The 12,756-nt window shown below is 67.6% G+C and carries 9 protein-coding genes; 4 read left to right on the top strand and 5 right to left on the bottom strand.

Annotated elements, in window-relative coordinates:
* Positions 1-108: 108 nt before the first annotated feature.
* The gene (locus tag LuPra_RS15490; RefSeq protein WP_110171582.1) at positions 109-1,290 is read right to left on the bottom strand and encodes an MFS transporter; all 1,182 of its coding nucleotides are present in this window, start codon (positions 1,288-1,290) and stop codon (positions 109-111) included.
* Positions 1,291-1,473: 183 nt separating this feature from the next.
* Between LuPra_RS15490 and LuPra_RS15485 the strand changes: the two genes are divergently transcribed.
* Positions 1,474-2,130 (top strand): cyclase family protein, encoded by a 657-nt coding sequence (locus LuPra_RS15485; protein ID WP_157899244.1) that lies wholly within the window; start codon positions 1,474-1,476, stop codon positions 2,128-2,130.
* A 238-nt stretch (positions 2,131-2,368) separates the two neighbouring features.
* Here LuPra_RS15485 and LuPra_RS15480 read toward each other — a convergent pair whose 3' ends face one another.
* The 3 genes from LuPra_RS15480 to LuPra_RS15470 all read right to left on the bottom strand — a co-directional run bounded on the left by LuPra_RS15480 (position 2,369) and on the right by LuPra_RS15470 (position 6,799).
* A complete protein-coding gene (locus tag LuPra_RS15480; protein ID WP_110171580.1) occupies positions 2,369-4,426 on the bottom strand; it encodes a spermine/spermidine synthase domain-containing protein in 2,058 nt (685 codons plus the stop codon).
* Complete coding sequence (locus LuPra_RS15475; RefSeq protein WP_110171579.1) at positions 4,420-5,394, bottom strand: deoxyhypusine synthase family protein; 975 nt, start codon at positions 5,392-5,394, stop codon at positions 4,420-4,422. Before LuPra_RS15475 ends, LuPra_RS15480 begins: the two co-directional genes overlap by 7 nt.
* Positions 5,395-5,482: 88 nt before the next feature.
* Positions 5,483-6,799, bottom strand: coding sequence for a Gfo/Idh/MocA family protein (locus LuPra_RS15470; protein WP_157899243.1), 1,317 nt, complete (start codon positions 6,797-6,799; stop codon positions 5,483-5,485).
* Between the two features lie 42 nt (positions 6,800-6,841).
* On the opposite strand from LuPra_RS15470, the gene LuPra_RS15465 reads away from it, so the two are divergent.
* Positions 6,842-8,116: an MFS transporter gene (locus LuPra_RS15465; protein WP_234800404.1), complete on the top strand. Its 1,275-nt coding sequence runs from the start codon at positions 6,842-6,844 to the stop codon at positions 8,114-8,116.
* 34 nt (positions 8,117-8,150) lie between these two features.
* Positions 8,151-8,483, top strand: coding sequence for a DUF423 domain-containing protein (locus LuPra_RS15460; RefSeq protein ID WP_110174704.1), 333 nt, complete (start codon positions 8,151-8,153; stop codon positions 8,481-8,483).
* A gap of 130 nt (positions 8,484-8,613) precedes the next feature.
* Here the strand turns inward: LuPra_RS15460 and LuPra_RS15455 are convergent, their stop codons facing one another.
* Positions 8,614-10,194, bottom strand: a complete 1,581-nt coding sequence (locus tag LuPra_RS15455) for a hypothetical protein (protein WP_110171577.1) — start codon at positions 10,192-10,194, stop codon at positions 8,614-8,616.
* Here LuPra_RS15455 and LuPra_RS15450 point away from each other — a divergent pair.
* Entirely contained in the window at positions 10,187-12,670 is a 2,484-nt protein-coding gene (locus LuPra_RS15450) for a hypothetical protein (RefSeq protein ID WP_157899242.1), read from the top strand. The two genes, LuPra_RS15455 and LuPra_RS15450, sit on opposite strands and share 8 nt — an antisense overlap.
* Positions 12,671-12,756: the final 86 nt, after the last annotated feature.

Here is a 12,756-nt window from a genome sequence, read left to right as displayed (position 1 = left end):
GCTGAAATGCTGAAATGCTGGAATGTCGAGAGCTCCGGGGCTTCGACATTCCAGCATTCCACGGGGTCACTGAGCCTTCGACATTCCGGCATTCCAGCATTCCGGCATTTACGCGATCTTCTCTGCCTTGTACCCGCCCTTGCCCTTGTCCACCATGTAGATGGCGCCGAAGATCACGATCAGGAGCAGCGGCAGGCCCGACCAGATCGGCAGCACCTGAGCGGTGCCATGCGTCTCGCTGATCCAGCCCATCACGGGGCCCGACAGCGCCGTGGCGAAGCTGCCTGTGGCACCGATCACCGCCAGCCCCAGCGCGCCGGAGCGCGGGAAGCGCTCGGACGTGATGCCGAGCATCGTCGGCCACCAGAACGCGATGCCAACCGCGAACACGCCGGCCCACAGGAATGCCGCGGTGACAGTCGTCGCGTGGCTGAACAGGTAGAGGCCGACGGCGGCCACGAGGGCACTGACGGCGATGAGGCCGGTGGGCGCGATCTTGTGCGAGACGTTGTGGCCGAATTGCCGCATCAGGTACATCACCATGTTGATCCAGACCACCTGGAGGATACCGGCCTGCGTCGCGCTCTGGGTGACGCGATTGAAGATGGTCGGAATCCAGCTGCCGGCGCCGAGCTCGGTGCCCGCGGTCAGGATCATGCAGAACCACACCAGCACGAACAGGGGGCGAGCCAGTTCCTTGAACATGTCGCCAAACGGCACGCCGGCAGCTTCGCGCTCGGTGGCAGGGAACCTCTGCCCCATGAACATCACGAAGTAGATCACCGACGGCACCAGCAGCGTCAGCACCTTGGCCTTCCAGCCGAATCCCACCTGCGTCATCAGGAACGCCAGGACGCCGCCAATGACGATCCCGCCGGGGAACCAGGCGTGGAGTGTCGTCAGCTTGGCCGTCTTGTTCCCGGCGTAGATGGTTGCGATCAGCGGATTGATCGCCGCCTCAACGAGGCCGTTGGCGATGCCCACCACGACGGTCGAGAGGAAGAACACGGTGAAGTTGGTCGAGACGATGGTGAGGAGTGCGCCAACGATGTGACCAGCGGCCGCCAGGCGCATGATCGTGCCCATGCCCAGCAGGTCGCAAAGCGGCCCGCCGAACAAGATCGACAGACCGAAGCCCCAGAATGCCGCGCCGAGGATCCACCCGACCTGCACGTCCGTGAGGCTCAGTTCCTGCTGGACCTGGCCCATGATGTCGCCGCGAATGGCGAACGACATCGCCGTGGCGATGAGGGCGACACAGCTGGCGATGAAGAGACGACGTTGGTTCATGGCGGGCAAAGCATACAACGGCTCCCCCACAAGGACGGAGGAAGGAGGACGGAAGACTGAGGGAAGGTTCGAGGAATGAGGACGGGCGCCGATCCTCGGTCCTGAGTCCTCCGTCCTTCCCTCGGTCCTCTATCCTCGGTCCTCCCTCCTCGCCAAAGGGCCGTGGTGTTCTACACTCGCCCCATGTCCTGGATTGACGAATACGTGAAGTCCGGCACGGCCCTGGACGTGACGGTGACGCTCAGCGAGCGGCTCGCGCCGTGGCCGGGCCAGGAGGTCTGGCAGTTCAGCCCGTTGCTGCGGATGGACAAGGGCGACGTCTGCAACGTGTCGATGTACCGGGTGTCATGCCATGCCGGCACGCACGTGGATTCGCCGTGGCACTTCGGCATGAGCCCGAAGACGCTCGAGGCGATTCCACTCGAGCAGATGATCACGCCGGCGCGCCTGCTCGACCTGACGCATGTCCAGGCGGCGATCACGAAGGCCGATCTCGTCGGCAAGATCGAGGGTGCGCGCGCCGTACTCTGCAAGACCACCAACTCCGGCACGCTCGAGAGCGGCGCGCCATTCAACACTGAGTTCGTCTACATCGCGGAGGACGCCGCGCAGTACCTGGTCGAATGCGGCGTGCGGACGGTGGGTGTCGACTACCTGTCGGTGGAGGGCTTTCACGCACCCGAACCGGTCACGCACCGTGCCCTGCTTGGCAACGACGTCTTCATTGTCGAGGGCCTCGACTTGACGAAGGCGGCGCCCGGCGACTACCTGTTCGTGGTGCTGCCGCTGAAGGTCGAAGGGGCGGACGGCTCGCCGGCGCGTGCCGTGTTGCTGTCGTAGAAAGGCCTACAAGCCTGCGGCCTGCAGCCTGTTCGGCCTACGGGCTGCAGCCTACGGACTACGGGCTACGCCCGGCGAGGCTCTTGGGCCGCGGAGCGGCCGGACTCTGTCCGGCCGTCTGCCCACGCGGCGCCCGCCGGACAAGTGGTCCATGGCCAGCGCCACGAGCGGTGACGATAATCGGCTCAGGTAGCCTGCAGGCCGTAGGCTGTAGGCGAATGCCGTTGGAGTCCTGCGGCTACACCGTGGACGTCCTCTCTCGTGGATACAGCAGGATTGCCGCAACGTAGCACAACGCGATCACGACGAGCAGCACGCGGTAGCCCGTGACCAGCGCGAGATACTCCCCCACCCCGCCCAGCATGGCGCCGAGCAGGTTCGCGCCGTACGCGAACGCGACGTTGTCGGCCTGCTTGAGGCTGCCGCTGAACAGCAGGCCGGCCAGCAGCACCGGGCTGAACGTCAGCATCGAGTAGAACGCCGTCTCGGCAGCGAGCGACCCGAAGCTGATCGTGCCGATCGGCAACAGATACGCGAGCAATAGCAGTCCCAGCAACGGCGCGCCGACCGCCCACGGACGGATGCGTACCAGGCGGCTCGCCAGCCACGCGCCCAACGCCGCCATCACCAGCACCGAGGCGATGGTGGCCGAGGCCACGACCCATGTCGATCCCCAGATCAGCGCGAACTGCGTGATTGCCTTGGTCTCGAGGATCATGAACCCGGCGCCCAGCACGAAGAACGGCACGAGGGGCATCACGCGAAGGCTTCCGCCACTGTCCGTGCCGACCAGTCGCAGCGCCGCCAGGACCGCCAGCACGGAGACGACGAGCACGCCGAGCAGTGCCCAGGCATAGTGTGTCGGCAGGTGCGGCTCGCGCATGTACAGGAACGGCCAGTCGTCGGTCGCGGGCTGGATGGACCCGTCACGGTCGAGCGGCACACCGGGGCTGACGACGTCGGGATGGTTGTAGGCCGCGACCTTTTCGGGCGGCGACGGCCAGTTGGTCACGGCCCTGGTGCCCGGGCCGGCAATCATCACGCCGAGGTACCCGTGCTCCTTGTGGATGTGGACGCGCGGTTCCTCGCCGAAGACGTTGCGCGCCGAATTGGCGAGCCGGTCGACCAGCCATTTCTCGCGGAAGTAGTTGTAGACCACGAGCACGCCATTCGGCTTCAGCCGCTGGCTGGCGGCGCGAAACGCCTCCTCGGTGAACATGAAGCTCTCGAGGCGAACCGCGGAGAACGACGACTGCAACGTGAGCGAGTCGATCAGCGCGAACACGACCAGGTCGTACTTTTGGTCCGACGTCCGCAGGTAATGCCGCGCGTCGTCGGTGACGACCTGGACGCGCGGATCCTTGTAGGGCCCATCCGGATGGTACTCGCGACCCAGCCGGACGATGACCGGATCGATTTCGACGGCATCGACGCGCTTGGCCCCGTGTTGCAACGCCGAGGCGACGTCGGTGCCCGATCCGGCGCCCAGGATGAGGACGTCATCGAAGCGCTCGCCGAAGACCTGGTACGGCCACTGGTAGAAGTATTCCTTCTCCCGGACCGGCGCCATCGACTGGTGGAAGATGTTGTTCACCTCCACCACGGTCTCCTTGCCCTGCGTGTGCGCCGTGATCTTGTAATACGGTGACCACAGCGTGTCACCCGAGAGCCGGTGCGTGACGCCGAGCGAAACCGCAAGCAGCACCAGGCCGCTTGCCGCCCACACGCGGGGCTGCTCGAGCAGGAACGGCACTGCGGCGAGGAAGCCGAGCCCGAACCAGGCCACCGGAGGCAACTGCCACGCCGAGAGCGCGCCGAAGCAGATCACGCCGGCCAGACTGCCGGCGAGGTTCACGAGGTACGCACGTAGCGGCGCGTGGGCATTCATCTCGCGCCCGAGCCGCTGCGACAGCGTCACGAACAACAGCGCGACGGCCATGCAGAGCAGCGGCAGGAACCACGTGCTTTCGACGGGCACCACGACGTTGGTCGTGCCGCTCGAGAAGTAGATGCTCTCGGAGGTCTGCGGCACCGCGATGTCGATCCGCCCGACGGCGACCGCGAGCACGAGCAGCACCTGCACCAGCGGGAACCAGCGCAGGAGATTGCCGCGAACCGGCGCGAGGAGGCAGCCGACGCCGATGCCGAGGAAGCTCGCCAGCAGGATGAAGTTCGAGAAGTATGCCAGCAGGCGGATGTACGCCGGCATCCACCGGATCAGCGTGACCTCGAGGAACAGGACGAGGAAGGAAATCAGGAACAGGGGCCACGCGGCCCCCCGCTTGGTCTCTACCATCCGAGGATGCGCGCAAACATCAGCGGCGCGACGATCGTGGCGTCGGACTCGATGATGAACTTTGGGGTGTCGATGCCGAGCTTGCCCCAGGTGATCTTCTCGTTGGGCACGGCGCCCGAATAAGAACCGTAGCTGGTAGTCGAATCGCTGATCTGGCAGAAGTAGCCCCACAGGGGCACCTCGGGCCGCTGCAGATCCTGGTGCAGCATCGGCACGACGCAGATCGGGAAGTCGCCGGCGATGCCGCCGCCGATCTGGAAGAAGCCGATCGAGGACGTCGGCGCCAGTTCCTGGTACCAGTCCGCGAGCCGCATCATGTACTCGATGCCGGTACGCACGGTGTGCACGTTCTTCACGTCACCCGAGATGCAATGGCCCGCGTACATGTTGCCGAGCGTCGAGTCTTCCCAGCCCGGCACGATCATCGGCAGCTTGCGCTCCGCCGCGGCCATCATCCAGGAATCCTTCGGGTCGATCTGGTAGGACTCCGCGAGGACACCGCTGAGGAGGATCTCGTACATGAACTCGTGCGGGAACAGGGGGGTTCCGTCGCGGTCATGCTGCACCCACCGGTCCAGTACCGCTGACTCGATACGCCGCATCGCCTCGTGCTCGGGGATGCACGTGTCGGTGACGCGATTGAGGTGCCGATCGAGCAGGCCCTGCTCGTCGGCCGGCGTGAGGTCGCGGTAGTCCGGCAGCCGCACGTAGTGATCGTGCGCCACGAGGTTGAAGACGTCTTCCTCGAGGTTGGCCCCGGTGCAGCAGATGCCGGTCACCTTGCCCTGCCGGATCATCTCGGCCAGCGAGCAGCCGAGTTCGGCCGTGCTCATGGCGCCTGCCAGCGTCACGAGCATCGAGCCGCCGGAGGCGAGGTGCGCGGTGTAGGCATCGGCCGCGTCCTTGAGGGCCGCGGCGTTGAAATGGCGGTAGTGACGATCGATGAATTGGGAAATGGGGCCAGACATAGAAGCGCGAAGGTAGGGGCGCCTCTCCGAGGCGCCCGTGTTCAGCGATTGCGGAGGTCACGGCCGGCTGGGACAGCCGGCCCTACCTTTAGGTGAGCTTCTCGGCCTTGGTGTCGAAGCCGACGACCTTGCCCTTGCGGTAGGCCGTCACGCCGCCAGCAATCGCCGCCATGGCGCGGTAGCCGAGTTCGGCATCGAGATTCGGCTTCTGCCGTGTGCGCATCGACTCGAGGAAGTTGTCCATGTGCGGGTGTTCGCCACGCACGAACGGCTGCACCGCGATCTTCAGTTCCTCGGCGCCGGTCTTCTTGACGAAGTCGTCCTTGTAGTCGCGATCCGGAGTGACGACCATCTCGGTGTTCTGGAAGGCTTCGCTGTCCTCGGCGACCATGATCGTGCCCTGCGAGCCGTGGAACACGAGCGGCGCGCCCTTGCCGCTCGTCACCGAGCAGGCCAGCTGCATCGTCCAGTCGCTGTAGTCGACGTTCATGAAGAAGGTGTCGGGGACCTCACGATCCTTCTGCACGTAGATGCCCCCGCCCGCGGTCACGCGCACCGGGAACTCAGGTCCGACGGCCATCAGGATCGGCGAGACCGTGTGGTAGAAGAGGTCGGTCGCGATGCCACCGGAGTAGTCCCAGTACTTGCGCCACCGGAAGTACCGCGCCGGATCCCAGTCACGCTTCGGCGCACTGCCGATGAAGGCCTTCCAGTCGAGGTTGGACGGATTCGCGTCGGGGTCGATCTTGTAGTTCCACTCGTTGCCGCGCTTCGTGCTGTTGCGCCCGAATCCGCCCGACGTCCAGACGATGTCGCCGATCAGCCCGTCCTCGATGGCCTTCTTCGCCTTGTGGAAGTGATCGAGGGAGGTGTACTGGCTGCCGACCTGCAGGATCCTGCCGCTCGTCTTGACGTACTCGGCGATTTTGCGCGCCTCGTCCACCGTGTAGGTCATCGGCTTCTCGAGGTAGACATCCTTGCCGGCCTCGAGCGCCGCCATCGTGTGGGCGTAGTGCCAGTGATCGGGTGACCCGATCACGACCGCATCGATGTCCGGGCGCACGACCAGTTCGCGGTAGTCGTGGTACACGGACTTGTCGTCGACAGCGGTCTTCTGCTGCGCCAGCTTCTTGCGCGTCTCCCAGATGTCGTTGACGGCAATCGCCTGCACGTCGCCCTTGGCCTTGTTGCGGCCCATCACGTGCGTGATGTGGGTGTTCATGCGGCCGCCACAGCCGACAAAGCCGATGTTGATGCGGTCGTTGGCACCGAGGATACGGGCCTTGGCGGGCGTCGACATGGGCCGCGCGGAGGCGGACGTCGAAGTCGAGATCGTGCCGGCGGCGGCAACGGCGCCTGCGCCGACGGTGCGGATGAAGTCGCGTCTGCTGGTGGATTGGCTCACGGCGGGAGGATCCTTTCGGCCCGCATTGTATCCTCTTCGGGATTGTCCCTGCCTCCGCCCGCGTCCCCGGCTGACTGTGCCACGCCGCTGCCCACCCAGGGCATCCCTGGTGCGCTGCGGCGCCTTGGCGCGGCGCTGCTGTCGCGGGATTTCCGCATCCTCTGGCTCGGCGCGTTCACGTCCACCATCGGTACGTGGATGCAGAAGATCGCCCAGAGCTGGCTGGTCCTGTCGCTGACGGGGTCGGCCTGGTACCTCGGCCTCGACTCGTTCCTCGGCGAACTGCCGATTCTCCTCTTCACTCTCGTCGGTGGGGTCATCGCCGACCGCCACAACCGCCGATTGCTGCTGATCAGCTCCCAGGTGGTGCAGTTGTCGTCGGCGACGTTGCTGGCCCTGCTCGTCTGGTTCGACGTCGTGCGCATCTGGCACGTGCTGCTGCTGTCGTGCCTGACCGGGTTCGCGCAGGCCTTCGGCGGACCGGCCTATCAATCGTTGGTGCCATCGCTCGTGCCGAAGAAGGACCTGCCGAACGCGATTGCGCTCAACTCGATCCAGTTCAACCTCTCCCGCGTGATTGGCCCGGCGCTGGCAGGCATCGCGGTCGCCTCGGTCGGCCTCGCGGCCTGCTTCGGCATGAACGCGCTCTCGTTCCTCGCCGTCATCGCCGCGCTGATCGCCCTGCACGTCCCACACGTGCGTCCTGTGAACAGCATGCCGATGCTGGCCGAGATGAAGGGCGGCCTGCGTTACGTGCGCGACGACCGCACGCTGGTCTCGCTGATCATCGTCGCCTCGGCGTCGACGTTCCTCGGCTTGCCGATGCAGACCTTCCTGCCGGTGCTCGCACAGCAGGTGTTCGGACAGGGCGTCGACACCTACAGCCGGATGATGTCGTTCTCGGGCGCCGGAGCGGTCACCGGCGCGCTGGCCGTTGCGTGGCTGGGCCGCTTCCACGGCATGGGCAAGGTGCTGCTCGGGCTGCAGGCGACGTTCAGCCTGCTGGTGATTGCCGTCGCGTGGTCGCGCTCGGTCCACCTCACCTACCTGCTGCTGTTTGCAGCCGGCTTGTCGACGATCATCACGTCGTCGCTGGTGACCTCGCTCGTGCAGTTGGTGGCGCCAGACGCCATGCGCGGCCGGGTGATGAGCATCTACATGGTGGCGTTCCGCGGCGGCATGCCCCTCGGCAGCCTCGTGAGCGGCGCGCTCATTTCGCGCATCGGCCTGCCGGTCGTGCTGACGCTGAATGGCAGCCTCCTGTGCCTGGCTGCCCTCTACTTCCTGACTCGCCGTGAAGGGGTCGTTCGTGTCTGATCGCGCCCGCCTGGTCCGGCTCGGAGCCATCGCCATGGCCTTCGGTGTGGCCCTTGGCGCGTTCGGCGCGCATGGCTTGAAGGCGCGTCTGACGCCCGATTTCCTGGCGATCTACGAAACGGGCGTTCGTTACCACCTGGTGCACGGCCTGGCCGTGTTCGTCGCGGCGTGGCTGGCCGGCGAAGACCAGACCCGATCGGCACGCCTGGCCGGCGTGCTCTTCATCGTCGGCATCCTGCTCTTCTCGGGCAGCCTTTACCTGCTGGCCCTGACGGGCCTCCGCGGCTTCGGCGCGATCACGCCGCTGGGAGGTCTCGCCTGGATCGTCGCGTGGGGGCTCATCGCGCTCCGCACAAAAGCGAGGTAGGGACGCCTCTCCGAGGCGTCCATCTCCTCGGGATATGCGGCCATCCTACATGCAACGTGGGCGCGGAGATCGACTGCGGAGAGCCGCGGAGATGGACCGCTCGGAGAGCGGTCCCTACCACACTCAGCGTTCAACGTTTCGACGTGCCCCTACAAACCCACCACACCGCGACCTGCCGGCCCGACTCGCCGCTGCTGCATGGCGCCGATCCGACGACGACGGCCGTGCTGCCGGCGCGCAGCGCCTGCCGCGTGTAGTCGGCAATGCGAATCGCGGACGTCGGCGAGAGTTGTACGCGTTCCTGTGACAGGAAGTCGACGTGATACGACACCCAGTACGAGGCCCAGCCGTACTTGTCGCCGTGCGCGACCAGGTCGTCGGCAAGCGCGCGAAACGCGTTGGCCGGGGGGCTCGTGCGGTACTCGCGCAACAGCCGGACATGCTCCCCCAGCATCGCCGTCGCCCACACGAGCACCGCCGCCGTCATCAGCGGCAGCACGACACGCGTTCCGGCCTGGGCACGTGCGCCCGACGCGGATGGCCCTGGATCATGTGAACGCTGGTCGTTCAACGCGAAGGCCAACGCCGTCAGTCCCACCGGCGCGAACGCGAGCAGCAGGTGGTACCGAATCGTGAACAGGTTCCGGATGTTGCAGCCAGTCGCGACGCCTACGAGGCTCAGGAATCCGGCGACGCACAGCATCGCCGGCAGGAGCACCCGGGAGTCTGCGGGCGCGCGCAGAGGTGGCAACGAGCGCCAGGCGCGAGACGCCACGACCAGCAACGCACACGCCATCGCCACGATGGCGGGCCACGCCGCCCACGGCGCGCCCGTGGCCTGATGCGACAGGATCAGCGCTCCCGGCGGCTGCGACTGCACGCCGAAGAACGTCGGTACGTTGTGGGCGATCAGCCACCACAGGTTGCCCAGCATCGGTCCTGCCGACAGGCACACGCTCCGTGCGACGAGATCGACGTTGGTGATGCCATCTTCGAGTCGCGGCGGCGGCACGTCCGGACCGAACATGGAGGCGATGTGACGCAGCAGTGTCACCGCCTGTCGCGATCCGAGGAACACGAGCACAACGACCAGCCAGTGCGACGCGCGTCGACGCGAGAACAACTCCCCCGTCCACACCTCGAGCAGCACGATCGCGATCACGGCAAACAGCGTGAACTCGCGATGAAGGAAGCCGAACGCAAACAACAGACCGAAGATCACGGCGCGCCGCCGCGCGAGCCACAGCAGCAGCGTGTAGAGCAGGGGTTCGATGGTGCCCCCCTGCGCCTGGACCATGCGGCTGGCCGTGACCGGCGGGAGCAGCGCGAACCACGCGGCAGCCGTCGTCGCCTGCCAGGGCCGCAGAGCCGTTTCGCGCACCAGCAGCCACACCAGCAGGCCACCGGTCGCGACGTTGACGATGACCAGCGGCAGCTTCAGGGCGAACACCGTGGGGCCAATCAACGGGAAGACCAGGGCGGCCATCCAGGCCTGCACGCCCATCATGTACAGCTGCCCGTAGAAGAACAGCGGCCACGCGCGTCCCTCGGCAAGGTGCGTCGCCATCAGGCCGACAATGGCCTGGTCGGCGTCGAAGTCCGCTTGCTCGTAGTGCACGAAGACGAGGGATCGAAGGACAATCAGCGTCGCCGTGACCAGCACGGCGACCCAGACGGCGAGCGATGACGAGGCGCGAGCAGGCGTGAGCACGAGAGAGGCCGTGGCGAAAGCCGGCAACGCGCGAGGTCGCGCGCCGGCCTCGCGCATTGTACGCATCGGCCGCACCGCAGCACCGCTGCTCGTGGCGATGACGATTCTGGCGACGGTTGCGCTCGCCGTGCCGCACGACGCGTGGCTGCCACGAGACATGCGGCCCGCGACGAGCGCGGCGTGGGAGGCCGAGCCGGGTTCAGCCCTGGACGCCATCATCGCGTTCCAGGTCACATTGGGCGGCTGGGCATGGCGATCAGATGTCGTCAGCGGCGCGATCGCAGTCGCGGCGGCGTGCGCTGCGGCGGCGGCGGCGCTCATGACCTCGACGCTACGCCGGGCTGGCCTGCGGGCCGGATCGCCGGCCCTGCTGGCCCTGGTCGCCACCGCGGCGCCCTTCGCGGGCTGGAGCGGGTCGTCGCCGCTCGGTGCGGCTCCGGTGATGCTGGCGAGCGTGGTGCTGCTGACACTGCTGGTCCGTCACCCCGTCACCGCCGTGGACGAACGGCGCGGCGAAACCGGTGCGACGGGACTCCTGCCACTGGTACGAGTCGCCATCGTGCTCGCGCTGCTGACAGGCATGGGCGAAGCGCTCTCGCGCGCCCGGCAGGTGTCGACGCTCGCGGCCACCTCGGCCCTGCTCCTCGGCGACCTCGGACCGATCGGGCTGGTGTTGCTCGCAGCAGGCGCGGTGACGCTGGCGCGCGCGACGTCGGAGGCTCGCGTCTGGCTGGGCGCAGGAGCGGCATGGCTCCTGACCTTGCCCTTCCCCGCCGAGGTTCGTGCCGCGGCCGTGCTGCCGTGGGTGTGGTGGCTCGTTGGCGTGGGCGTGACCAATGTCATTGAGTGGCGCGGCGGTGGGGCACGGTGGGCAGGCGTCGGCCTGATGGCGTGGCTGGCGTTGCACGTGGCCGCCCGGCCGTGGGGACACGAACGACAGCAGGCGGCGCTGGTGGGGACGTGGGCACACGCCATGGCCGAGCGCCTGACGGAAACGCAACCGCTGGTCACCGACACTTCGCCGCGCGGGCGCGTGCTCTCCACGCTCGTGGCGCAGCGTGGCCGCGGGTGGTCGGCGTCGGCCACGATCGCGGCCGACCAAGCCCACCGCGCGACCGAGTCCGGCCGTCAACCGGTGTCGCTGACGGCCTCACAGCTCGAGATCCTGCGCTGGGGTGGCCTCGGGTTCGCCCCGTGGGGCACCGGGGCCGGTGCGTCGGTGGAGGACATCCTCGCTGCATTGCCGCCGGGAACGGTGACGCTGGCGGTCATCTCCGCAGACGCGGCGGGCCGCCTGTCGCCGCGGCAATGGCAGGCACTCGGCCGCCTGGGGCTGCGACTGCCAGATGCGGCGACGGGTCGCGCGCATGCCCTGGCCGGCATCACCGGCGCACGCATACAGGCGCTCGAGGTGGCGCAGGCCGGCTCCGTGCGGCTCGACGTGCAGCCGGGCGACGTGCTGGGCCGCACGGCGGCCCGCTCGCCCGTGGACGCGAGGCTCGAGGCGGATGGTACACGTGTAAGACTATGGTTACGCGGAGAGGTGCTCCTCGATCAGGTGGAGGGCCTCGCGCTCGTGTTCTTCACCACGCGCGGCGACATGCTGGCATGGCGCGCCGGCCCCGACCCTGCGCACCTCGACGGGCCGGCGCTGGGAACGGGGCCCGCCACACGGGCCGTCGCGGTGGCGGCACTGCCTTGCCTGACCGTGCCCGCAGGCCGCGACGTCGACGTCACCGCCCTGACTGGACGCGGCGCCCTCGGCGTCACGTGGGCCGCACCGGGCCGACTCGATCTGACCCTGGACCGGCCACGCGAGTGGACGCCATCGGTCGTCCGCCTCGCCGAGACGCCGTCCAACGCATCCGGCCCGGTGCTGATCGAGCACGGCACCCGGCCCGGTGCGTTTGCGCTCCAGGCCCGGCGCAGCGGGACCGCCGGCGTCTACCTGCGAGGACCAGTGGCACGCGCGCAGGCCCGGGCCGACCAGGAGGTGCGGCTGTGCGCGGCCTGGCCCATGTCCCTTGCGCGTGCTCCAGGACCGCAACCCGTCGAGGTACGGGTCGCGCCGCGGGTCGAGCCGCATTTCGGCATGGGCTGGCACGACCTGGAAGTGCAACCCGGCGTGGGGTACTTCCGCTGGATGTCCGGGCCGCGCGCCGAGTTGCTGCTGGCGCTGCCGCACGCCGAGGCCTTCACCTTCGCGCTGGACGCGCAGGCCCCGGTAGCTCCATCGCCAGGAGACGAAGTGCGGCTTGCCGTCGGTGGCCGTGACGTCGGCACGCGGCCGCTGTTGCCGACGCGCGGGATCTACACGTGGGATGTGCCCGCCGATGCAGTCCGTGATGGCGTGAACACGATTACGCTCGGCATCACACGTATGGCAGGTCCTGCGGGCGGACAGGACGGCGGTGACGCTCGCCAACTCGGCCTGCTCGTCCGGGGATGGACCCTCGGCCCGTCGGCGGTTCGCTGACGGCGATCGAGAACCGGGGTAAACCGTTCCGTCCGGTTTCCGGACGTCGTGCGGCGGCGGACCGTCGCCGGGATGAAATGGATGAG

This window comes from Luteitalea pratensis (assembly GCF_001618865.1).
GTDB classification, from domain to species: domain Bacteria; phylum Acidobacteriota; class Vicinamibacteria; order Vicinamibacterales; family Vicinamibacteraceae; genus Luteitalea; species Luteitalea pratensis.
Note: the sequence above shows the minus strand (reverse complement) of the source record. Positions and strands in the feature narration are given on the sequence as shown.

Bases quoted from the DNA above. Each gene is read 5' to 3' on its own strand.
- LuPra_RS15490 (WP_110171582.1), bottom strand. From the start codon at position 1,290: ATGAACCAACGTCGTCTCTTCATCGCCAGCTGTGTCGCCCTCATCGCC.
- LuPra_RS15485 (WP_157899244.1), top strand. From the start codon at position 1,474: ATGTCCTGGATTGACGAATACGTGAAGTCCGGCACGGCCCTGGACGTG.
- LuPra_RS15480 (WP_110171580.1), bottom strand. From the start codon at position 4,426: ATGGTAGAGACCAAGCGGGGGGCCGCGTGGCCCCTGTTCCTGATTTCC.
- LuPra_RS15475 (WP_110171579.1), bottom strand. From the start codon at position 5,394: ATGTCTGGCCCCATTTCCCAATTCATCGATCGTCACTACCGCCATTTC.
- LuPra_RS15460 (WP_110174704.1), top strand. From the start codon at position 8,151: ATGGCCTTCGGTGTGGCCCTTGGCGCGTTCGGCGCGCATGGCTTGAAG.